General features: G+C 63.8%; 24 protein-coding genes and 1 tRNA gene. 10 read left to right on the top strand and 15 right to left on the bottom strand.

The genetic code is table 11. The features are described from left to right. Positions 1-27 precede the first annotated feature (27 nt). The 3 genes from K0B96_RS16295 to K0B96_RS16285 all read left to right on the top strand — a co-directional run bounded on the left by K0B96_RS16295 (position 28) and on the right by K0B96_RS16285 (position 1,895). Entirely contained in the window at positions 28-450 is a 423-nt protein-coding gene (locus tag K0B96_RS16295) for an HNH endonuclease (RefSeq protein WP_220161946.1), read from the top strand. A gap of 604 nt (positions 451-1,054) precedes the next feature. Beyond that, positions 1,055-1,540: a DUF932 domain-containing protein gene (locus K0B96_RS16290; RefSeq protein ID WP_255558938.1), complete on the top strand. Its 486-nt coding sequence runs from the start codon at positions 1,055-1,057 to the stop codon at positions 1,538-1,540. Positions 1,541-1,706: 166 nt separating this feature from the next. Then, positions 1,707-1,895 carry a hypothetical protein gene (locus tag K0B96_RS16285; protein ID WP_220161945.1) on the top strand — a complete coding sequence of 63 codons (189 nt, stop codon included), beginning with the start codon at positions 1,707-1,709 and terminating at the stop codon, positions 1,893-1,895. Positions 1,896-1,952: 57 nt separating this feature from the next. On the opposite strand, the gene K0B96_RS16280 is transcribed toward K0B96_RS16285, so the two are convergent. The 9 genes from K0B96_RS16280 to K0B96_RS16240 all read right to left on the bottom strand — a co-directional run bounded on the left by K0B96_RS16280 (position 1,953) and on the right by K0B96_RS16240 (position 11,224). After that, positions 1,953-4,328, bottom strand: a complete 2,376-nt coding sequence (locus K0B96_RS16280) for a copper-transporting P-type ATPase (protein ID WP_345779911.1) — start codon at positions 4,326-4,328, stop codon at positions 1,953-1,955. Between the two features lie 29 nt (positions 4,329-4,357). After that, entirely contained in the window at positions 4,358-4,903 is a 546-nt protein-coding gene (locus K0B96_RS16275; protein WP_220161943.1) for an RNA polymerase sigma factor, read from the bottom strand. 196 nt (positions 4,904-5,099) lie between these two features. Further along, on the bottom strand, positions 5,100-6,173 hold the full coding sequence (locus tag K0B96_RS16270) for a sialidase family protein (RefSeq protein ID WP_220161942.1): 1,074 nt from the start codon (positions 6,171-6,173) through the stop codon (positions 5,100-5,102). Between the two features lie 10 nt (positions 6,174-6,183). After that, positions 6,184-7,623, bottom strand: coding sequence for a multicopper oxidase family protein (locus tag K0B96_RS16265; protein ID WP_220161941.1), 1,440 nt, complete (start codon positions 7,621-7,623; stop codon positions 6,184-6,186). A 15-nt stretch (positions 7,624-7,638) separates the two neighbouring features. Beyond that, entirely contained in the window at positions 7,639-9,099 is a 1,461-nt protein-coding gene (locus tag K0B96_RS16260; protein ID WP_220161940.1) for a TolC family protein, read from the bottom strand. After that, the gene (locus K0B96_RS16255; protein WP_220161939.1) at positions 9,096-9,539 is read right to left on the bottom strand and encodes a DUF2231 domain-containing protein; all 444 of its coding nucleotides are present in this window, start codon (positions 9,537-9,539) and stop codon (positions 9,096-9,098) included. Before K0B96_RS16255 ends, K0B96_RS16260 begins: the two co-directional genes overlap by 4 nt. Positions 9,540-9,603: 64 nt before the next feature. Next, positions 9,604-9,993: a hypothetical protein gene (locus tag K0B96_RS16250; protein WP_220161938.1), complete on the bottom strand. Its 390-nt coding sequence runs from the start codon at positions 9,991-9,993 to the stop codon at positions 9,604-9,606. Positions 9,994-10,438: 445 nt separating this feature from the next. After that, positions 10,439-10,720 carry a hypothetical protein gene (locus K0B96_RS16245; protein WP_220161937.1) on the bottom strand — a complete coding sequence of 94 codons (282 nt, stop codon included), beginning with the start codon at positions 10,718-10,720 and terminating at the stop codon, positions 10,439-10,441. A 96-nt stretch (positions 10,721-10,816) separates the two neighbouring features. Next, positions 10,817-11,224, bottom strand: a complete 408-nt coding sequence (locus K0B96_RS16240) for a hypothetical protein (protein WP_220161936.1) — start codon at positions 11,222-11,224, stop codon at positions 10,817-10,819. 190 nt (positions 11,225-11,414) lie between these two features. Here K0B96_RS16240 and K0B96_RS16235 point away from each other — a divergent pair, with 190 nt between their 5' ends. From K0B96_RS16235 to K0B96_RS16220, 4 genes are all read left to right on the top strand, one after another. Beyond that, on the top strand, positions 11,415-11,777 hold the full coding sequence (locus tag K0B96_RS16235) for a hypothetical protein (RefSeq protein WP_220161935.1): 363 nt from the start codon (positions 11,415-11,417) through the stop codon (positions 11,775-11,777). After that, entirely contained in the window at positions 11,774-12,205 is a 432-nt protein-coding gene (locus K0B96_RS16230) for a Spy/CpxP family protein refolding chaperone (RefSeq protein WP_220161934.1), read from the top strand. The genes K0B96_RS16235 and K0B96_RS16230 overlap by 4 nt, the downstream gene beginning before the upstream one ends. Before the next feature lie 5 nt (positions 12,206-12,210). Beyond that, the gene (locus tag K0B96_RS16225; RefSeq protein ID WP_220161933.1) at positions 12,211-12,771 is read left to right on the top strand and encodes an RNA polymerase sigma factor; all 561 of its coding nucleotides are present in this window, start codon (positions 12,211-12,213) and stop codon (positions 12,769-12,771) included. Between the two features lie 314 nt (positions 12,772-13,085). Beyond that, positions 13,086-13,538 carry a JAB domain-containing protein gene (locus K0B96_RS16220; protein WP_220161932.1) on the top strand — a complete coding sequence of 151 codons (453 nt, stop codon included), beginning with the start codon at positions 13,086-13,088 and terminating at the stop codon, positions 13,536-13,538. Between the two features lie 133 nt (positions 13,539-13,671). On the opposite strand, the gene K0B96_RS16215 is transcribed toward K0B96_RS16220, so the two are convergent. The 6 genes from K0B96_RS16215 to K0B96_RS16190 all read right to left on the bottom strand — a co-directional run bounded on the left by K0B96_RS16215 (position 13,672) and on the right by K0B96_RS16190 (position 17,729). Continuing rightward, positions 13,672-14,715 (bottom strand): hypothetical protein, encoded by a 1,044-nt coding sequence (locus K0B96_RS16215; protein WP_220161931.1) that lies wholly within the window; start codon positions 14,713-14,715, stop codon positions 13,672-13,674. Between the two features lie 49 nt (positions 14,716-14,764). After that, positions 14,765-14,959: a hypothetical protein gene (locus K0B96_RS17665; protein ID WP_345779938.1), complete on the bottom strand. Its 195-nt coding sequence runs from the start codon at positions 14,957-14,959 to the stop codon at positions 14,765-14,767. Between the two features lie 274 nt (positions 14,960-15,233). Then, a tRNA-Glu gene (locus tag K0B96_RS16205) sits at positions 15,234-15,310 on the bottom strand. Positions 15,311-15,521: 211 nt separating this feature from the next. Beyond that, entirely contained in the window at positions 15,522-16,409 is an 888-nt protein-coding gene (gene fabG, locus K0B96_RS16200) for a 3-oxoacyl-ACP reductase FabG (RefSeq protein ID WP_220161929.1), read from the bottom strand. Positions 16,410-16,482: 73 nt separating this feature from the next. Further along, positions 16,483-16,722, bottom strand: coding sequence for a hypothetical protein (locus K0B96_RS16195; protein ID WP_220161928.1), 240 nt, complete (start codon positions 16,720-16,722; stop codon positions 16,483-16,485). 128 nt (positions 16,723-16,850) lie between these two features. Beyond that, positions 16,851-17,729, bottom strand: coding sequence for a LysR family transcriptional regulator (locus K0B96_RS16190; protein ID WP_220161927.1), 879 nt, complete (start codon positions 17,727-17,729; stop codon positions 16,851-16,853). Between the two features lie 209 nt (positions 17,730-17,938). Here K0B96_RS16190 and K0B96_RS16185 point away from each other — a divergent pair, with 209 nt between their 5' ends. The 3 genes from K0B96_RS16185 to K0B96_RS16175 all read left to right on the top strand — a co-directional run bounded on the left by K0B96_RS16185 (position 17,939) and on the right by K0B96_RS16175 (position 21,322). Continuing rightward, positions 17,939-18,412 (top strand): hypothetical protein, encoded by a 474-nt coding sequence (locus K0B96_RS16185; RefSeq protein ID WP_220161926.1) that lies wholly within the window; start codon positions 17,939-17,941, stop codon positions 18,410-18,412. Between the two features lie 24 nt (positions 18,413-18,436). Next, positions 18,437-19,249, top strand: coding sequence for a DUF2145 domain-containing protein (locus tag K0B96_RS16180; RefSeq protein WP_220161925.1), 813 nt, complete (start codon positions 18,437-18,439; stop codon positions 19,247-19,249). 312 nt (positions 19,250-19,561) lie between these two features. After that, complete coding sequence (locus tag K0B96_RS16175) at positions 19,562-21,322, top strand: thiamine pyrophosphate-dependent enzyme (RefSeq protein WP_220161924.1); 1,761 nt, start codon at positions 19,562-19,564, stop codon at positions 21,320-21,322. The last annotated feature ends 9 nt before the right edge of the window (positions 21,323-21,331 follow it).

Raw genomic sequence — 21,331 nt, 5'->3', positions numbered from 1 at the left:
GACGATTTGACCAAGCAATCGATTCTTATGCCCTACGAAGTCACCCTGCTCCGCACCATCTACGAACGCACCGACGGGTATTGCCATATCTGCCACTGCAAATTGTCGTTCAAAAACTACGCGTCTCTCGGGAATCGCGGATCATGGGAAGTGGAACATTCGCGTCCCCGCGCATGTGGCGGCACCGACCATCGCAACAACTTGTTTCCAGCATGTATTCGCTGCAATCGGGACAAGAGCGATTTCACCACCCGAACCGCGCGAAAATGGAATGGCACAAGTCGCGCCCCCTACTCGAAAGCCGTGAAGGGCAAAATGCGTGACGACAACGCCGCGGCGGGCGGGATACTCGGCGGATTGTTTGGATTGGCTGGCGGTCCTGTCGGCGTTGCCTTCGGGGCGGCCGTCGGTGCGGCAATTGGGCGAAGCATCAAACCGCCAAAAGTGTAGCGGCTTGATCCTGCGTTAGGTTGTTGGTGCGAGCGATTTCAGCCGTCCTTGCCGTGGCGCAAGTCTCCGTCCCGATCAGCTTCGAAGGGGCGCAACGTAAGATGGGCTGGGCTTGGAGGGTGTCGCCGGAGCTTCGCGCGCCGTTCCCTGCGACGCTTTGCCACGGCGCGCGCGGCCCCGAACGCCGCCAGCGCCTAACTGGGGTCGAGTCCGGCCCCTGGCCCCTGGTTAGCCGGCAGCTCGCGCGCTCGCGTGATCCCGAGGACGGCCGGCGCGTTCGTCGTGCCGGATGCCGTGGCGTTTGCAGAAGCGCCGGAAGTCTAGCGAACTAATCCGAAGACCGAATCTGACGAAATGCGCCCTCACTTCGCGGCTGCGGTAGGCTTCGCGGGGATGCCGGAGCATGTAGACCAAGGCGTGCAGCTTCACCAATCGGCGTAACCGAAGCACCGCGCAACCGGCGCGGATCGAGTCCCGCGAGCAATTCGACAGCGTGGCCGAGTTCGGTGAGATGGTGGGTTTCGCCCGAGCGGATCGCCGTATCCGACAAATCGGCGCCAGCTTGGAGAAGCTTGGGTGATACCTTGGCCGCCTCGCCGCGGGCCTGTATCGGTTGGTGTGCCGCAACGGTCTGACCGTCGCGGATGCCGACTTTGCCCATGTCTCGATCCGGCACGTGGACATTTCCGCCGACGCTTTCGCCAAGGCAGCACAGTCCGTCGCCGAGAACACGCCGCGCATGCTGGAGGCCGTCGCCAAGTGGCAGGCGGTTCAGCTCCCGCAGGCCGCCCGCGTCGAGTTCGCCCGGCGCGCGGCGGGCCTTCGTTGGGATGCCGATCAGCCCGTCATGAAGCTCCTTAGCCCTGAGAAGTTGCTGGCGCCGGTGCGATACGGCGATGCCGCCACGGACCTCTGGACTACCTTCAATGTGGTTCAGGAACACCTGATCCGAGGCGGTGACCGCTACATGGGCTACACTGCCGGCATGGGCATCCGCCGCAACCGGACGCGCGCGGTGGGCGGCTTGAGCGAGGGCCAGAAGCTCAACAAGGCGCTCTGGAGTCTCGCGAGCGAGTTCGCGAACAACTGAGTCACACACGGGGAGCGGCCTGCGGGCCGCTCCCTTTCTTTCGGGAGGCGTGATCCCCCGTTTCCGGTAGGCGCGCTCGCGTGCCAGGCGCACGCGAGCCGCTTCAATCAGCGGCGCCGGTCAGCACTCCGCTGACCGGCGCATTCATAATCCAAAGAAATTCACCATGAACAACGGCACCTCCGAATCACCCGCTACCGCACGCAACCCACGCACCACGACCGACGAACTCGACACGCTCAAACGCGAGCTGATGAAAGCCGAGGTGCGCCTCGCCAAAGCCCGCGCCACCGTCGTCAGCGCCGAGATCGACATCAAAGTGATCAGCGCCCACCTCAAGTCGTTGGCGAGGTAGCGGTCAGGCTCGGCTCGGAGTCCATCGGTCCGTTGACGGGAGCGGCACAAGTCCCCGTTAGAGCCGCATGCGCCGCAGCCGCAGGGCATTGGTGATCACCGACACCGATGACAGGGACATCGCCGCACCCGCGAGGATCGGGCTCAGGAGCCAACCGAAGACAGGATAGAGGGCCCCGGCGGCGATCGGCACGCCCAGCGCGTTGTAAACGAACGCAAAGAAGAGATTCTGCCGGATGTTTCCCATGGTGGCGCGAGACAGGTGCACCGCCTTCGCAATCCCCCGGAGGTCGCCTTTCACGAGCGTCACTCCCGCGCTTTCCATCGCGACGTCCGTGCCGGTGCCCATGGCCAGGCCCACATCGGCAGCCGCAAGCGCCGGGGCATCGTTGATCCCGTCACCCGCCATGGCAACGCGGTCTCCGGTCCGCTTCAGCTCCTCCACGAGGGCGATCTTGCGGGCGGGCTCGACCTCAGCCTCGAAGCGGTCGATCCCCAGTTGCCGTGCGACGGATGCTGCCGTGTGACGATTGTCGCCCGTTGCCATCACCACCTTAATGCCGAGCGCGTGGAGATTCGCCATGGCTTCGCGGGTCGTCGCCTTGATCGGATCAGCCACGGCGAGCGCCCCTGCGGACCGTCCGTCAATCGCAACAAATAGGGCGGTCTTACCCTCCAACTGCAGTTGGGTAGCTCGTTCGTTCAGGGTGGAATCGGACGGGACGCCTTGGTCCGCCAAAAACTTGGCTTTCCCCACGAGGACCAACCGCCCCTCCACTTTGCCCATCACACCCCCGGCCGTGATCGAACGAAAGTCCGCCGCCTCCGGCACCGAAATCCCGCGGTGTTCAGCACCGCGAACGATGGCCGCAGCTAGCGGGTGCTCCGACGCTCGCTCGACCGCGGCGGCCAACCGCACGAGATCCGTCTCAGCCGTGCCATCGGCCACCACCACATCCACCAGCTGGGGCCGCCCCTCCGTCAAGGTGCCCGTCTTGTCCACGACCAGCCACTTCACCTTGCCAAGGAGTTCGAGCGCCTCCGCATGCTTGACGAGGACTCCGGCCTGCGCCCCCCGGCCCACTCCCACCATGATGGACATGGGGGTCGCGAGCCCCAGCGCACAGGGGCAAGCGATAATCAGGACGGCGACGGCGTTCACGATGGCATGGGCTAGGCGCGGTTCGGGGCCGATGAAAAACCACGCAACGAAGGTCACCGCCGCAATAATCACCACGGCCGGCACGAAAATCCCCGCCACCTTATCCGCCAGGCCCTGAATCGGCGCCCGGCTGCGTTGCGCCTCCGCAACCATGTTCACGATGCGCGCGAGCATCGTGTCGGTGCCGACCTTCTCGGCCCGAAACACGAAGCTCCCAGTCGCGTTCACGGTGCCGCCCGTGACGTGGTCGCCGACTTTCTTTTCGACCGGCAGCGATTCCCCCGTGATCATGGATTCGTCGACAGCAGACGCACCTTCCTCGACCACGCCGTCCACCGGCACCTTGGCGCCGGGACGCACGCGCAGCCGGTCCCCGGCCTGCACAGCGTCGAGCGGGACTTCGCGATCCCCTTCGGCGGTCAGACGCAGTGCTACCGGGGGAGCCAGATTGAGCAGGGCCTTGATGGCCGTCGACGTGCGCGCCCGGGCCCGCAGTTCGAGCACCTGGCCGAGCAGCACGAAAACGACGATCACGGCAGCGGCTTCGAAATAAACGTCGACCACACCATGCGTCCGCATCGAGGGCGGGAAAAAGCCCGGCGCAAAGAAGGCGACAACGCTGTAGAGCCAGGCCGCGCCTACGCCAATGGCGATCAGTGTGAACATGTTCCAATGGCCAGACCGCAGCGATTTCGCGCCGCGCACGAAGAAGGGCCAGCCTGCCCACAGGACCACTGGAGTCGAAAGGAGAAACTGCGCCCAGCGGCTCGCCGGCGAATTCACGACGTGCAGCAGCGCAGGCACGACATGCAGCATTCCCAGCACGAGAACCGGCAGCGCCAGCAGTCCGCCCACCCAGAAGCGCCGCGTCATGTCGCGCAGTTCATGGCTGTCCTCGACCGTCGTGGACGTTACGGCTTTCGGCTCGAGGGCCATGCCGCAAATGGGACAGTCGCCGGGCTGATCCTGTTCGATCTGCGGATGCATCGGGCAGGTCCAAATGGACCTGGCGGGCTCGCGATAGGCTGGATTTCGCTCCAACGCCATGCCGCATTTGGGACAATCCCCGGGTCGATCCGATTCGACGCCCTCGCACATGGGACAGTAGTAGGCCGCCGCGGCCTTCGGCTGGTGTTCGCGGTGGTCGCCGGAACCGTGATGGCGGCACCCGGCGTGGCCATTCCCGCCGTCCCGGGCCGTTTGGCCTGCGCCCTCCGCCCCGTGAGAGTGGCCGTGATCCGAGTGGGAATGCTTGGGAGAATGATGCTTCATACCTGGCTGACGGTCGCTGGACCGATTCCTTACACTTTTTCTGTCCGGCGGTGTTCGCGGACCTCACAGGCACAGTTGAGACAGCCCTCCCGGCTGCAAGCGCCGCAAAAAACCTCCAGCCGTTCACGCAACTGGGCCCGGGCCCGGTGCAGCACGACATCCAAGGTCGCGACCGTGAGATTCAACTCACGGGCGACGCTAGCTTTGCGTCCCGAGCGCAGATCCATCCGTCGCAATACGTCGGCGTAGCGCGGATTCAGCGTCGGAAGCAACCCGACGAAGCACGCACAGACGACCGCCTCCCAATCCGGGGGCGGCGACGTCCGGTCGCTCTCGGTCGCTTGAAGTTCTTTGCCGAGGCGATCCAGCCGGAGCCGGTCTCGGGCCTGGCGGCGGTAGTGATCGACGATCGCCCGTCGCAGAATCCGGTAAAACCAAGCGACCACCCGCTCACCCCGACGCAGGGTCCCGCCTTTGCGCAGTGCGACGAGGAGGCTGTCCTGTAGCAAATCGTCCGCCACAGTCGCATCGCCCAGCCGCGCCGCCAGGAACCGGTGAAAGCGTTCCCGTTCCACCACCAAGACCCGCACACTATTCGCCTCCAGCGTTATGGAAAGTTTTCGCCCCTTCGGACCAGAGGCTTTTCCTGACTTTGGTCTCTGCGGGAGCGTCTGCACGTTTCTTTAACGAAGGCATTCTCGTAAATCCCTCAACCGAAATGGGATTTCACGCCAAACCCGAAAGCTCGGTCGGCCCGCACTTACAAGAACCCTACCAACGCTCGATCACAATGCCTGGCGGGTTTGTCTCGGCCGCCTGCTCATAAGCAACCAGAAGCCCGCCTCCGGGGAGCGCCAAGGCTGTTGCAAATTTCGCATTGGACGCGTGCTTCGCAGCAGCGCCTTGGCCAAGTTGGGCCGTGACCAAGTTCGGGCCATCCTGCCAGCAGGCGAAGACCTTCCCGTCGCATACAACCGCGACAGGCTGTTTGCCGCGGCCAAGCAGGACTTCTGAGCCGCTGTCCGCCGTGAAATAGATTTCCCCGGCTCGCTGCCACACGCTGCCGAACCGGCCGTGGCCATAAGCGACGATCCGTCCGCCGTCCATCGGGCAACCGGCAATCTTCCAAGTCCCTTGGCCGAGTTTGCGGGCAACCGAGAATTCCCGAGCCCCGGCAGCTCGTGTCGCCATCCATAGGTCACGCGAACCCGCGATGGAGTTGCGCCACATCACCGCCAGGTTTCCCTGCGCGTCGAATGTCGCGCTCGGATGGCAGCACTCGCAGACGGACTTGTCCGGAGAGCGGTAAATAGGTTCGTTCTTACTCCAAGTCCGGCCGTGATCGACCGACTCCGCCCCGCAGACCATCATCGCGCCTTCTCGCAGGTCGAGCCAGGTGACAAACAACCGCCCGTCGGGCGCCGTGGCGAGGTCGTGCAAGCCTTCCCGGGCGCTCGTGGCCACATCGTTGATGGTGACGGCGGCTGACCAGGTCCGACCGCCGTCGCCCGAATGGAACGATACCAACTCGTCGCCGATGGCGGTGATCGTGACGTGATCGCCATGCACCGCGATCCGCGGTCCGCGGCGCATGCCGAGCGCCAGCGACGGCAAGGTGGCCACCTTGATCGGCTCCCCAAAGGTTTCGCCGCCGTCACCCGAGCGGCGCACGAGGATCGCCTCGGCGTGACCGTAGGTCAGCCAGACCTCGCCATTCAGGTCAGCCGCCAGCTGGGGCTGTGTCGCCGGCTGGACTTCCGTCCGACTCACGGTTTTTTCGCCAGCCAACGCGTTCGAGCTGAACGCCACGCCAGCCAGCAACAAAAGGGATGCGAGTTTCTTCATAGACGGAAAATCACTGTATCGCCACCTTGACCCGGGCCGTCGCCTGACGAGGCCCGTCGTTCTTGACCAGGGCCGCCGGGTCGCAGATCTCCACGCGCTGCCCCCGGGCTTCGAGCTTGGCGGTGGCCGCCACCAGCGCGATGCCATCGCGCCGCAAGTCTTCCTCCGGGGCGGGCAGCGCCAGCGTGCCGGCTGGCGACTGATACCAACCCGGTTCCGACCCGTCGGCCGGCAATTCGTCGCGGACCTTCAGAATCGTGAACATGCCGCCCATCGTGATGTAGTCATACTGGCCGGGTCCTCCCACCATCGGCAGGCTGTTCGGCGGCACGGTCATCCCCATGTCGCCCATGTCCCCCATGCCGGTTTCGCCCATGGTCATGTATCCGGGCACCAACGGTCTGATCTTCTTGTTCAGGCCCTCGGTGTTGATGCCGATCAGGTTTCCGAACTGATGCCCCATCTGAGTCATGACGTGGTGGAGCATATGGCAGTGCATGACCCAGTCGCCTGGCTCGTCAGCCACGAACTCGATGGTCCGGGTGCTCCCGGTGGGCATATGGACCGTCGTCTCAGGCCATTGGCCGCTCTCGGGAATCTCGCCGCCATCCGTCGCGACCACCTTGAAATAGTAGCCATGCAGGTGGATCGCGTGATGACTCATCGTGCTCAGGTTGCCGATGCGAATGCGGACCCGCTCGCCCTTTCTCGCCACGAGCGCCTGTGTGCCGGGAAAGCTGCGGCCGTTCATGGTGAAGACATTGAAATCCGTCATCTCGTTCGGATCGGGTCGCTTGGCTCCGACTTCAATCTTCCATTCCGAGAGCATGATCGCGTAGTCGCGATCCGGCGGCGGCGCTTTCGGATTTTTCGGGTGGATGATAAGCAGCCCCATCATGCCGAGCTGCATCTGGGTCATCTCATCATGATGGGAGTGATACATCAGCGTGCCGTGCTGGCGGAGCGTGAACTCGTATTTGTAGGTCTCACCGGGCTGAATTGCCTTTTGGCTGACGCCGCCAACGCCATCCATACCGCTCGGGAGCAATACCCCGTGCCAGTGGACCGTGGTCGGCGCCTCGAGTCGGTTCGTGACGTAGATGCGCACCCGGTCACCCTCGACCGCCTCGATCGTCGGGCCGTGCACACGTCCGTTGTAGCCCCAGCAATTGGCCACCAGGCCGGGAGCGAACTCATGAAGCACCGGTTCGGCCACGAGGTGAAAGACCTTCACACCGTCGACCATCTTCCACGGCAAGGTAAGGCCGTTGGGGGTGATGACCGGCCGGTAACCCGGCGATCCGGGCGGCTGAAAGGGACGGGTGGTGCCGTCACTCGTGGGCTTGGGTGCCGTTTCGCTGCCGCTGGCGAGCAAGGTCGCCGTGGGCAGCGCGAGAGCGGCGCCGCCCGCCATCGCGAGGAAGTCACGTCGGGAAAGTTCGGGTTTCATGGAAGCGTGGGCAGTTTAGTTCTTGCCGTGTTGATGTTGATGTTCGGGCACCGCTTCTTCCTTGGCTGCCGCGGACTCGGCCGCCGGGACATATCGCAATCGACCGCCTAACGACATTTCGAGGGCGGTGCGGGCCGTCCAATACTCCCGCAACGCTTCGACACTCTCTCGCTCGGTGTTGAGCAGACGTTCCTTGGCCGCCAGTAACTCGTAACTACTCTTCTGCATGGCGTTGTAGTGCAGGAGGGTTTCCCGCAGCAGCGTGCGCCGCTGCGGCACAAGACTCTTTTGATAATACTCCGCCGCCTCGCGCGCCGCTAGCAGCGCGTCGCGACCCGCCCGGACTTGCGAGCGAACGTCGTTCGCCAATCCCTCGTAGCGAGCACTCGCGCGCCTCAGTTCGGCCGCCAGTCGTGCCAGCTCCGCTTGCCCCTGATCAAAAATCGGCAGGGCGAACTCCAGACGGGGGCCGGTCACCCGGCCGCCGTCCGAATCGCGCTCAGTATCGAGACCGAGATCGATCGAAGCTGGAAGCAGCCGCGTCTTCTGCTTCAAGCGCAGCGCCTTCTCGGCCAGGGCCACGTCCGTCTTCATCGCCGCCACGTCGAGCCGCTGTGTCACCGCAAGGTCTTCGATATTGTCTGGCAAGCCGTCCGCTTCGGGCAGCGGAGGCAGTTCCGCGGGCAGCGTCCAGCCGGTCTGCCTCCCCGACAAACCCAGCAACCGATTGAGTTGCTCGCGGTCGGCTCGCAATTGCGCCTCCGCCTGCATCAACCCCAGGCGCGCCTCCTGTTCCGCCATCTGCTGGTTCGCGAGTTCGAGCTGATTGATGTTTCCGGCTTGGAACTGGCGCTGCGCAAGATCGGTCGCCGCCGCGTTTACGTCCACGACCGAAGCCAACCGCACCCGCAGCTGCTGCCGGGCTTCCACGGCATAGACCGCCGTCTTGACCTCCGCGGCGAGACTGAGCACCGCGTGGGCTACCCGTTGCTCAGCTTGGCTGAGCTGCTCGCGGGCGACACTCCTGCGCACGGGTAAGAGCACACTGTCGAGCAGGTCGGCTGCGATTGAAAACTCCACGTTGGGGCCGCGCGGACGATCCTTGGGCCAGCGCACGCCGACGCCGAAACTCGGATTCCTCAACCGGGACGCTGCAATCAGCTCGGACTGCGACACTCCCAAGTCCTCAAAGGTCGCGCGCAGCTCGCGATTGTTGATCACGGCGATTTCCACCGCCCGCTCCGGAGACAATTCCTCAGCCAGCAACGTCGTGATCGCCCGCTCAGCCTCGTCGCGCTCGGCCTCAGTTTGCCGCCACGTCACCTGGAGTCCACTCCGGCTGGCCACTGCCTCCTGCACCGCAGGCAAGCTGGCCTTGGGGTTGGTCGCACACCCGGCCAGGAAGATTATGCCGGCCATGCCGAGGAGGCCGGCGCGCCACACTCCGGGAGAATACAAGGTCGATCGATTCATCATGACGTAAAGGTAAACCAGTCTTTGCCCCAAACGAGGACTGCCCCGGCGTGCGCGGATGCGGTGATCAATCCGCAAGTAAGCGCCGCCACCGCCCGCCGGGTCCAGATCCTGCCGGGCGTGGTCGCTTCGCGCCAAGCGCGGGCGCAGGCCCATGCTCCGATCGCCCAGACGGCCGTGCCCACAGCCAGCCAGCGGTGCAGTTCCAGCACCGCCTTTTGATCCGAACGGATATGCTCATGGGCGGCGAGCAGCCAGCCGCTGCCCACCGCCAGGAGCGCGGCCAGTGCACCCAGGCCAAAAAGGCTTGCGACGGCGCGCCCGAGAAAGTCCGAGTCTCGAAAGCCGCGCAGGCCCTCCAGTGCGGAGGCCAACACCAGCAATGCCACTGGGAAATGAAGCAGCGCCGGATGGAGCCGGCCAAGAAGCTCGGGGATTTGCACCGTGGAAAAGGGGACGCCTCGCGGCCGACAGATCGGCGTCACGAGGCGTCCCGCAGGAAGAGAATTACTTCTTGTGCTGATGCTCGGCGTGCGCGCTGCCATCCTTCTTGGCCGCGGCGCCATCAAGCACCTTCAGATACTTCTCGGGATCCTTGTTAAAATCCTTCACGCAGTCCTTGCAGCAAAAGCTGATAAGGCGATCAGGCTGGCCCTCGACGCGGTAGATGAAGTCCACGGGCTTGCCCATGTCGCCACCGAGCTTGTCCTCGGAGACGATGCAAGCGGTGGTCGGATACTCGGCTTTGGCTTTCGCGACCCACGCGGCATCTTTTTCGGTCACGGGGACCAACTGTCCCTTGTCCTTGTTGTGACCGTCGTGGGCGAAAGCGGTGTTGCTGAAGGCAGCGACGCTGAGGAGCGCCACTGCGAGAGAGAGAGAGCGGAAGAATTGCATAGGATTTATTTTGAGCGTTCGGGACCTTAAACGCCGCAGATCGCCCCAATCCCTCAACTTTTCGCGCCCCCAAACCTCAAAACGTATAGCTGGTGCTGAAGCCAAACCAGGCCCTTCGGCCCGGACCAGCCAAACGGGGCGACCAGTAGCGATCCGCATCCGCTGCCTCAGCGTAGTGTGCACTCAAGGCCAAAGTGGTGTGCCACGAGATACGATACGGTAGCCTCAAGTCGGCTCCCCAATACTCGTAATCGTCGGAACCGCCGACCACCGTCGCATCCGGCAGGACATCGGCGGCTCCCAGATGCAACGTAGGTGCGGTAGCTGACCTGGCTGGCCGCGGTCATTTCATTTGCCATGGCCCGGCGCTTGCCGGGCGTCATGAAGTCGAACATCAGCCCAGGCATGAAGGTCATCAGCGTGTCCGCCACGTCAGCCTCGAACGTCAGCTGTGGATCTGGCAGCGCCCGGGTGGGTGCGCCAACACGGTCGCCTGCCAATCGCTGTAGGCGGCGCGCACTTGCGGATGCCTTAGCACCGCAAACCTGAGGTAGTCGGCGAGCGGAGCCTGTGGCGCTGGAACGGCTTGATCAGCCGCGTGCAGCACCTGTCCGAGGCGGGTTGACTCGTTGCGCGCTTGCTTCTCTGCCCCCGAGGGGGGGACGGTGCAGCCTGATACGAGCAAGAGCAATCCGGACAGGAGCAGTGCGACGGAGGATGGTTTCATTTAGAGGGCGAGACGGGGGCCGCCCGCTACGGTCGGCAACGGGCGGCGGGATGGGTGACTAGGAGGACCACTGGAGCACGCTCTGAAAGATCCAGATCAGGCCTTGACCGGCGTGCCGGTGCATTTGGCGCAGTTGTGCTCGGCGCCAACCTTGGTCACTTCAGTGGTGACAGGCGTCCCCTTGCCGTTGGGCAGGGAGTTCCTGGTAACGACCGTGGTGACCGGGCACATGTGGCAGACGGTCTTAGTGCCAATCTTGGTGGCGACCAGAGGGCCTTTGCCGTTGGCCATTGCAGGCTTCATGATTGTGTCGGTGACGACCTCGGCACCGGCACACAGTGTGACCGGGGCGACGTCGGCCTTGGCGACCGGGTCGGCCTTCGGCTTGCCTTGCGCCGCCCAATACTGGGGGCCGGGGCCGGCGATGGCATTACTGGCGAAGAGGGTGGCGAAAAGCAGGCCAACGCTGAGACTGGCCGGCTTGAGGAATGATTTGGTATTCATGGCGGGGATTGGGTTGAGTTCGTCTTGTTGACATGAGGTTATACTCCCCAACCAAGCGCCGCCCCTCGGGCAGTTCTTGCCGAGAACTGCGCATATTTTGTCCGCGCCGTTTTCCCAACCGCGCCCCCCCCCGCGTCCGAAGACGATAGAATCTTGAGGGAAAACCCCTTCTTCCTACGTTAAACCAACCATGAGCAACGATCTCGACTCCATGCTGGCGGACTACGCCAAAAACCCCCTTCCGACTTTCAAGGGTCCGTCCCGCGCTGATGTTTGGGGCGAGATCGAGCAGCGCCGGAAGCAGTCAAGCTGGAGTCGCGTTCTCTCGATGTTGGACGTGCGCGACCTGTTCGGTGAACCGCGAATGGCCTTGGCGGCGCTCGCGGTGGCCGCCTTGGTAGGCGTGGTGCCGGCAGCGATGGTCGGGCGCACCCAGAACGAACGCCGCCTCGCCCGACAGTCCATCCACTTCGAAGTCTTTGCGCTCAGTCAAAACCCTCTCGGTTCGGTTTTCACTGAGCCGGGCGTGTCTCCTCGGGAGGCTAGCCGATGAAGAAGATGGCGCTGTTTCTCGCGGCCATTGCTGCCGTCGCAGCGATTGCATGTTATCTCACGCTTCGTGTGGCACAGCCCCGGGCAACGGCGGATGACATCGCTTCCCACGAGTGGCTTCACCGTGAATTGAAGCTCACCGACGCTCAGCACCAAGCGCTGGCGCCGATTGAGCAGAGCTTCGGCGAAAAACAGCGCCGGCTGGCCGACGCTTTGCGCGATGCCAACAGGCAGCTCGCCCGGGCGATGGCGGAGGACAAGGCCTACACACCGCGAGTGACCGCCGCCGTCGAGCACGTGCATCATTGCATGGGCGATCTACAGAAAGTTTCCATTGAGCACGTTTTCGCCATGCGAGCCGTGCTAACCCCGGAGCAGGGTGACAAACTGCTGAACCTTGCCCAACAAGCGCTGGAGCATTCGCCCTGATCGCCGTGGACCCCGACCTGCCGCTAATCGAGGCACTCCAGGCGGGCAATGAACCGGCGCTGAATGAGCTGATCGATCGCCACCGGGAACCGCTGTTCTATTTCGTCTTTCGCTACCTCCGGGACGAAGCTGCCGCACGCGATGTGGTGCAGGAGACTTTTGTGCGGGTCTTTTTCAAGGCCAAGACCTTTGCGCCGCGCGCCTCGGTCAAAACCTGGATCTATGCGATCGCTCTAAATCTCGCACGGGACGAAGGGCGCAAGCTGTCCAAGCGGCAACGGTTGGTCTCGCTTGACGCGCCGGGCCCTGCCGACCAGCCCCCGTTGGAAGTGGAAGACGCGGGGCCGACTCCCGATCAACAAACAGGGCAGAGGGATCGCTTTTCACGCTTGCAAGCCGCCATTGAGAAACTGCCCCACAACCTCAGGGCTGCCTTGGTCTTGTTCTGCCTCGAAGGTAAATCCCAGCACGAGGCCGCTCAGATTCTCGGCACCACGCCAAAGACGGTCGAGATGCGCGTGGCGCATGCGCGCCAGCGGCTCCGGCAATTGCTCGGGGCTGTTTGAACAGCTCGTCGGAGCCTGCCTGAAAAGCATCTGGCCCAACCGAGCGGATGCTCGCTGCGCTCGAATTCTTCCAGCACTGCCCCGTCCGGTAGCGCCCCATTTTATGGGCGGTCAAGGTAGTCCGCTGCGCGGCTCCACCCCGCGCAAACGTTCCGCTTCCCCCTCGATTGGTCCCGCTGCGCGGGACACGGCCTCGGCGCTTCACCCAACGCTTTGACTTTCGCCCATCCCGAGCGGGCGCTCAACCGGGCAGCACCCGCGATCACTCGACACTATGTCGAGAAAGGGAAACGCGGCTCGCGCGAGCGCTCACCATGCGCGTTTACGAAGCCAAGATCGTTTATTCCCTCATTTCCCTCGGCGAAGATATCCGTCTCGACCGACCGGAGAAAGTTGCCGACTACCTCCGTTCTGCTTTCGAGGAGAACCCGATGCAGGAGGCGTTCTACTGCGTCTATCTCGACCGCAAGAATCACCCCTTCGGCCGGCATCTCGTCACCTTGGGCACGGCAACATCCACACTGGTCGCACCCCGCGAGGTATTCCGCGGTGCCATCCTCGCCAGCGCCACGGCCCTCGTGGTCGCCCACAACCATCCCTCAGGCGACCCGGCACCCAGCGCGGCCGACGTCCAAATGACCCGAGTCCTCCGTGAAGCCGCCAAGGTGATCGATATCGAACTCATGGACCACGTCATCGTCGGCGACGCGAAGGCCGATCCGCACGGTATCGGTCACTATTCCTTCCGTGCGGCAGGCATCTTGTGATGCCCTTTTGCCGCGACATCCACGATACCGCGCGGGCGGATCGTGCGTTGACTCCGACTCATTTCGGCCAACGGTTTTGCCACACGGGCCAGCCGCCCCGGGGGCAACCTCGGGGCGGTAATTTTTCGCCCGACTAACGGGTTAACGGGGATTCTCCAGCGATGAAAGCGGTATGTATCTCCGCGGTCAGAGCACCGTAGTTTGGTCCGAGTGAGATGACGCCCGCTTGTGGGCCGGAATACAGCCATCCCAGACACCTCATTACTTCCGCAGGCTGGCCTTCAAAATTCGGCCGAGGGCCGGCCGCCTGACGATGCGCTTCTTGCAGCGCTCGTATGAGCGCCAGGAGGTGGCGATTGAGCGCAACGGCCCGGTCAGGCCCGAGAGTGTTAACTATGTGTCGCCAGATGCGCGTCATACCTGCGCCAAGATGGAAGATGGTTCGAAAATGTCGGCGGTCACCCTCGAAGCGGTTAGCCCATTCTTCGATCCTGGCCGCGCTTGGGATCACGTCTCCGTCACGCCATCGTTCAATTTCTTTACATGCGCTATCTGAGTCCGCCTTCGGACACAAAAATGCCTGCAATGAATCCTGTCGTCCGCCTAACCGCCAGCGCAGCCAAGTCAGAGCATTGGAGAGAGGCGTGATGCCACTCCCGTCACCACTCTCCACGGAAGGCAAAAACCAGTAACCGTTTGTCGGGGACACCTCCGCTAACATGAGCAGTTTTCCGCGCTCCGAGTATTTGACCAGATTGTTGGCCAGAACAGGGACAGCGAAAAGGTAGAGGTAAATCTCCAGTTCGAGGGACGGTCCCGTGAATCGTCCTTTTTCGATTTCTTGGGTCCGTGCGGACAACTCGGCGTGGTGCGCGAAAAACTTGGCCGCATCCCGCACTAGGAATTCAAGGGGCGCTCCATCGGACGCATCATTGCCAAACAGCCGGTATGGCAGGCTAGAAAGCTTTCGCTCGACCTCGTTACCCGGCGACGACTCGTCATCGGGCAGAATCAGCCGGTTGATTCGTTTAACAAGGAGCTTGGCCAGATCGTTCGCCGTATCCGATTTCGCCGCGCCTTCCTTGAGCCGGCCAATCTGCCGTTGCTCGGCCCCGAACGGGACATCGAACTGCTTAGCGACGTAGGCGGCGATTTCGCCTCGACGGGGGATGTGCATGGGGAGAGTGGCGTTGGCCCGGCCGTTGCGACCAACGCCGAGGATTAGACTAGCGACTCGATGGCGTCGCGCCACCAGTTCCCCGTGCCGGAGCGGCCTTGGCCGCCGCCGACTGCGCACGTGCGGCAAAACTTCCGCTAGAGACCGTGCCCTGATTCACTCGGGCAGTAGCCGATTGGATGCGGGCAGCGTCGCTCTGGTTCATCGGGGTTGAACGGACTGATTGGGATGCTGAGTTTTTCATGGTGCTTTCGATTGGGTGGATTGTGTCGATGCACATCCACAATATCAGGCCCGTAGTCGACCGCCTAGGACACCAACCAGACATCGCTTCCATGGGTGCTCGCCACCGACCGGGAGGGCATTGCCAAACCCAAGTTCCCGAGTGTTCAGAAGCCTCGGCGTCATCCCCAAACGTCGCCGCGCCTTGACGTATCTATTCTTACTGGCATTCTTACTTCACGGTCGCCGAAAATTCAAAAGCCCGTAACTCGCGAGAGCTACGGGCTTTTGAAGATTGGCGTCCCCACGGGGATTCGAACCCCGGTTCTCACCGTGAAAGGGTGGTGTCCTAACCGGGCTAGACGATGGGGACTAACCGCGGAACGGCGAACGCTACGGTCGCTCTCTCTCCGCGCAAGCCGATTTTTCCCGCACCCTCCTCGTCACTACGTTTTCTGCACCGCGTTCCTTCGTTCGTCGGACGCGTAGCCTTCCGCATGCGGGTGGCTGCGCTGTCTCTCCTTTCAATTTCATCTTTGGCGCAGCTTTACCATCACGAGCGGAACCGTTGTTGCGGCAGGCGCTTAGCCGCCGTGCGCAAAGCCGGGGTAATCCGTCATGCCGCCATCAATGAAAAGGGTGCGGCCCGTGATGTAGGACGCGACGTCCGACACGAGCACCACGACCATACGCGCGACCTCTTCGGGTTCGCCGACGCGGCGAAGCGGGATCTTGTCGAGCAGATCCTTGAAGCCTTCCGGGTCGTTCCACACGGCTTGATTGATGGGGGTCTTGATGGCCCCCGGTCCGACGGCGAGCACGCGCACGCCGTGTGGCGCGGCTTCCTGAGCGAGCGTTTTCGTGAGCATGGACAACCCGGCTTTGCTCGCGGCGTAGGCGCTGTAGCCGGACCACGCGATTTCCTCGTGCACGGACGAGGTGCTCAAGATGACGCCGCGTTTCTGCGGGACCATGCGCTGCAACGCCTCGCGTGCGCAGTAAAATGCGCCGAAGAGATTCACTTCGAGCACGGCGCGCCACGCCTCGAGGTCCGCCTCCCAGCTCATCATGCGGTGGCCATCGATGCCCGAGTTGTTGATGAGGATGTCGAGGCCGCCCCAGGTGGCGTCGACTTTTTGAAACATCGCCGCGACGTCGGCGGGGTTGGCGACATTGGCTTGGACGGCAAAGGCTTCGCTGCCGGCGGACTGGATGGTTTGGACCACGGTGTCGGCCTGTTCGGGATGACTGTGGTAATTAACGGCCACTTTGGCGCCGGCGGCACCGAGCGCGGCGGCGATGGCGGCGCCGATGCCGGAGCTGCCGCCGGTCACGAGCGCGCGCCTCCCACTGAGAGAAATGGACGTCTTGAGGTCGCGGTCGGACTCGGACTTCGCCGCGGCGGGGAGGGACGTTGATGAGCGGGCCGGGGTGGGATGCGTATCCGTGACGCGCGGGTCTTGAGCCTTCATCCCGCACGCGACCGCGAGAAGAGGAGGTTCGTTCCGCGGTCGAGGCCTTTGCCGCCGCGCCGCGGCCGGTTGTTTACGATGGCGGGACGGAGGGGCGAGGCGCGGCGGGCAGGTGCGCGGCCGCGCGAAGGAGGGCCTCCTTGCTCAGGTGCAGAGTGTGCGCGGCGGCGTTGAGGCGGGCGGCGTCGGCGGGCGAGAGCGTGGTGACGCGTTCGCTGCCATCGCGGTCCTGCCAGCGAACGTGATGCGGGCGTTGACGGGAGGTTTTGACGAGCGCGCGGAGGAAATCCTGTTCGCCGACGGGAAGATTCATCGGGGCAGTGCAACGCGGAGCGGCGCGCGACGCCAGCGCGGAACGTGTTGCGCGCGGGCGAAAGCGAGATCCGGAGCGGCGCGGGGCACTGCCCGCTCGTGCAGCGGAACGGAAGCGCGCGGTCGCGACTAGGCGGCGGGCCAGAGGTGTTCCGCGCGGGCGGCGATGATGGCGCGGAGGTCGTCGACGAGCGGCGTGGTCGGCGGGCGCCAGAGCGCGGCGATTTCGACGGGCGCGAATCCGGGCAGCGGCAGCACGCGGACTTGCGGGTGTTGCACGAGGCCGGGGAGATTCACCGTCACGCCGAGACCGTAACCGTTGGCGACGTATTGCGGAATGAGGGGCGAGGGCGCTTCGAGCGACGTGGGCCACGCGACTTTCATTTCCTTCAACCCTTTTTGAAAGGCGCGCGTGATGCTTTCGGCGGCGGGCAGACTGATGAGCGGATCGGCGATGCGCTCCTGCGCCCACAGTTGCGCGGCGGATTTGAGCGGCGAGCTCCGCGGCACGATGAGGACGAGCGGGAGTTGCACGATCGGCAGGCATTTGAGGCCGGGCTGGGGGCGCGTATCGAGCGGCGTGATCGCGAGGTCGATTTCGCCGTCGTGCAGCCATGCTTCCATCTCGGCTTGGAAACCGGTGCGCAACGCGAAGCGGAGTGCGGGATGCTTTTCCTTCAGCGCGGCAATGACGGGCGGCAAATGATCGCGCAGCACGAGCTCGGCGGCGGCGATGCGCAGGCGAGGAGCTTGCTGACTGCGCAAACGGGCGCTGATTTCGTCGGCCTTGGAAAAGAAGGGTTCGGCGAATTGATACAACTCCTGGCCGGCGGCGGTGAGGCGAAACGGCTGGCGGTCGAAGAGCTTCGTGCCGAGGTCCTGTTCGAGCGCGAGGATCTGCGTGCTTACGGCAGGTTGCTGGATGCCGTAGGGGATATGGCGCACGGCGCGGCTGATGCCACCGTGCCGCGCGACATAATAGAACAATTCCAAGTGATGGAGGTTCATCCGCGTTCATGAAGGTGAGCCGTGCCCCGGCTGACAACGGTCTTCGCGCCTGCGCGGAGCGAGCGCGCGGACGGGCCCTCGCGTCCGCGGGTTGAGCTGGCGCGTGCGGGTCCCCGAGCGCCAACGGGCGGTATCAATTTTTCGAGAGACGCAGCATTGAGTTTATCAATTAACGGGCGCGCGCGCGGTTCGGTTACGCTGGGGGCGTTATGAAAAACAACCTCAAATTGATTCCTGTCTTCGCGATGGCGGCCCTCTTCGGCACCGTCGCTTTATCCGCCCAGTCGTGCGCTGCGGTGAACCATGTATCCAACGCCGCGGTGGCTTCCGGCACGGCTTCGAAAGAGCTGGTCGGGGCGACGGCCGAGTCGGCCAAGGGCGCGGTGAAACTCGCTTCGGGCGTGGCGGCGGTGCCCGTGTGGATGAGCGGGGCGGTCGTGCAGAGCGGGGGCAAAGTGCTCGCGGCGGTGGGCGACGCGAGTGCCCAGGGCGGCGAGGCGGCGGCGGAGGGCGCGGCGAAAATGTGGGACTTCGCCACGAGCGACGACACCGCGCGGCCGCCACTCGATCGCGAAGCGGCGGTGCCGCCGGTGAAGGCAACGGAATCGGCGTCCGTGACACCCGCGAAAACGACGCTGCCCGCGGACCCGTCGCCGGCGGAGGCGTTGAAGGCCACGCGCTAAGTTGCAGCTCGAATGCTCCCGACCATGAAATCCTTCCTTACCTCCCTGCGGTGGCCGGCGCTTCTGCTGGCGGGCCTGGCGTTGTGGCACAACCCGGTCGTGGCCGGGGGCAGCGCCGCCAGCAAATTCGGCGTCGAGAAATTTGGCGACGAGGCGATTCGAAACTTCGCGTTGAAGGTCAACGACGAGCTCGATGCGCGCAAAGTCAGCGTGGCGATCATCGCCCGCGCCGGACGGCCGCGCGCGGAAATGCCGAAGGGCATCAACTACACGCATGTGGCGTTCATCGTCTTCGAGCCCGTGCGGCGTCCGGATGGCAGCGTGTTCAACACCTACACGGTCTATAATCTCTACCAAGGCGCGGACGGGCGCGATGATCGCAGTTACTTGAAGCAGGACTATACGTATGACTTCGTGGCGGGCATGATGGAGCCGGATGTGGCGATCTGCGTGCCGACGCCGGCGTTGCAGCGGCGGATTCTCGCGGTGATTCGTTCGCCGGCGTATGCAGCGCTCCACACGCCGAAATATAATCTGCTGACGAATCCGTGGGTGGACAAGTTCGACAACTGCGTGACGCATTCGCTGAAGATCTGCGTGGCGGCAATTTATCAAACGGATGACCGGGCGCGGATATATCAGGATATCCGCACTTACTTCCGGCCGACGCCGGTGCGGCTCGGACCACTGCAATCCTTCGGCAGCACGTTCATGAGCGCGATCAGCCGCGAGGACATGGATCCGGCGGGATTCCAAACGGCGACGTATGATTCGCTAGAGGCGTTTCTCGCGGAAAACGGACTCGTGCAGGAAGCGTTTACGGTGGCGCTGAACTGAACGGGCGCGCGAGGGGAAAGAGAGGACGGGCGTCACCGGCGAGGTGGCGCCCGTTTTGCGTTGGGGAGAGCGCGGACGAAGTGCGCGTGAATGCACGCGGCGGTTGCGGACGCAAGGTGGCGGTTAAGCCGCGCGGCGGAGCGGTGAGGGTTTCTCCCACGGGCAGGCTTCGGGTTGTGCCGATGGTGATTTCGGACGCGCGCCATGCGGCGGCCGGTTGTGTCCGCACGCCGGGCTTTTACGCTGAAGAGGACGGGACGCGTCGTGCCCCGTTCTGTTCTCAAAAACTTTAGCCTCGAACCGAGTCTCCCTATGTCCTCACCCACCGCCGCTGATGTTCTCGTGCAAAATCTCCAAAACTGGGGAGTCGAAGTTATCTTCGGAATCCCGGGCGATGGAATCAACGGCATCATGGAGGCGCTCCGGAAGGTTGAGGATTCGCTGCGTTTCGTGCAGGTGCGGCATGAGGAAGCGGCGGCGTTCATGGCGTGTGCGTATGCGAAATACACCGGGCGCCTCGGCGTGTGCCTCGGCACGTCGGGGCCGGGCGGCATCCACTTACTCAACGGGCTCTACGACGCGAAGCTCGATGGTCAGCCGGTGCTCGCGATCACGGGACATCACTTTCATGATCTGATCGACACGCATGCGCAGCAGGACGTTGACCTCGACAAGCTGTATATGGACGTAGCGGTTTACAACGTGCGGGTCATGGGCCCGGCGCACGTGGCAGGAGTGACGAATCTCGCGTGTCGCACGGCGCTGGCCCGGCGGGGTGTGGCGCACATTAATTTCCCCGTGGATACGCAATCGATGCCCGTGAGCAGCGGCACGCGGTCGGAGCGCAACTTGAAGGGGCACGCGACGACGGAAGTGTTTGCGCGGCGCGCGGCGTTGCCGGCGGAGAGCGATGTGCAACACGCCGCGGACGTGTTGAACCGCGGGAAGAAGGTCGCGATTCTCGTAGGGCAGGGAGCTTTGCGAGCGGAGAAGGAAGTCGTCGCGGCCGCGGAAGCGCTGGGGGCGCCGATCATCAAGGCGTTACTCGGCAAGGCCTGTGTGCCGGACGACTCGCCTTATACGACCGGCGGCATCGGCCTGCTGGGCACGCGGCCGTCGCAGGAAGCGATGGAGGAGTGCGACACGCTGCTGATGATCGGCACCTCGTTTCCCTACATGGAGTTTTTGCCGAAGCCGGGCCAGGCGCGGGTGGTGCAGATCGATCTCGATCCGGCGCGCATCGGACTGCGTTGTCCGGTGGAGGTCGGCCTGGCGGGTGATTCCGGCGCGTGTTTGCGCGTACTTCTCCCGCTCGTGCAGCGGAAGGAAGACCGGTCGTTTTTGGAGCAGGCGCAGAAGGGCATGGCGGAGTGGTGGAAGCTCATGGAGGAGCGCGGCACGCGTCGCGACACGCCGATGAAACCGCAGGTCGTCGCGTGGGAGTTGGGAAAACGCCTAGATGAAAACGCGATCGTGAGTTGCGACAGCGGCACGGTGGCGACGTGGTTTGCGCGGCAGATTCCGGTGCGTCGCGGCCAGATGTTTTCCTTGTCGGGCACGCTCGCGACGATGGCCAACGGGATGCCTTACGCGAATGCGGCGCAGATCGCGTATCCGGACCGGCAGTGCGTCGCGTTTGTCGGCGATGGCGCGTTTACCATGCTGATGGGTGAGTTTGCCACGGCGGTGAAACACAAGCTGCCGATCAAAGTGGTCATCATCAAAAACAACGCACTCGGGCAGATCAAATGGGAGCAGATGGTGATGCTCGGGAATCCGGAGTTCGGGTGCGAACTGCAGCCGATCGACTTCGTGGCGTTTGCGCGGGCCTGCGGCGGGAATGGTTTCAAGATCGAGGATCCCGAGCAATGCGGCGACATCATCGCGCAGGCGCTCGCGACACCGGGGCCGGTGGTGATCGAGGCGGTGGTCGATCCGCATGAGCCGCCGATGCCGCCGAAAATCAAGGCGAAGCAGGCGCTGCATTTCGCGGAGTCGCTCGCGAAGGGCACACCCGAGCGAATGAAGATTGCGACGACCATTGCCGAAGATCGCGTGCGTGAACTCGTGTGAGGATGCGTC

The sequence above is a fragment of the Horticoccus luteus genome, assembly GCF_019464535.1.
Taxonomy (GTDB): Bacteria; Verrucomicrobiota; Verrucomicrobiia; order Opitutales; family Opitutaceae; genus Horticoccus; species Horticoccus luteus.
This window is presented reverse-complemented; position numbering and strand designations above follow the sequence as displayed.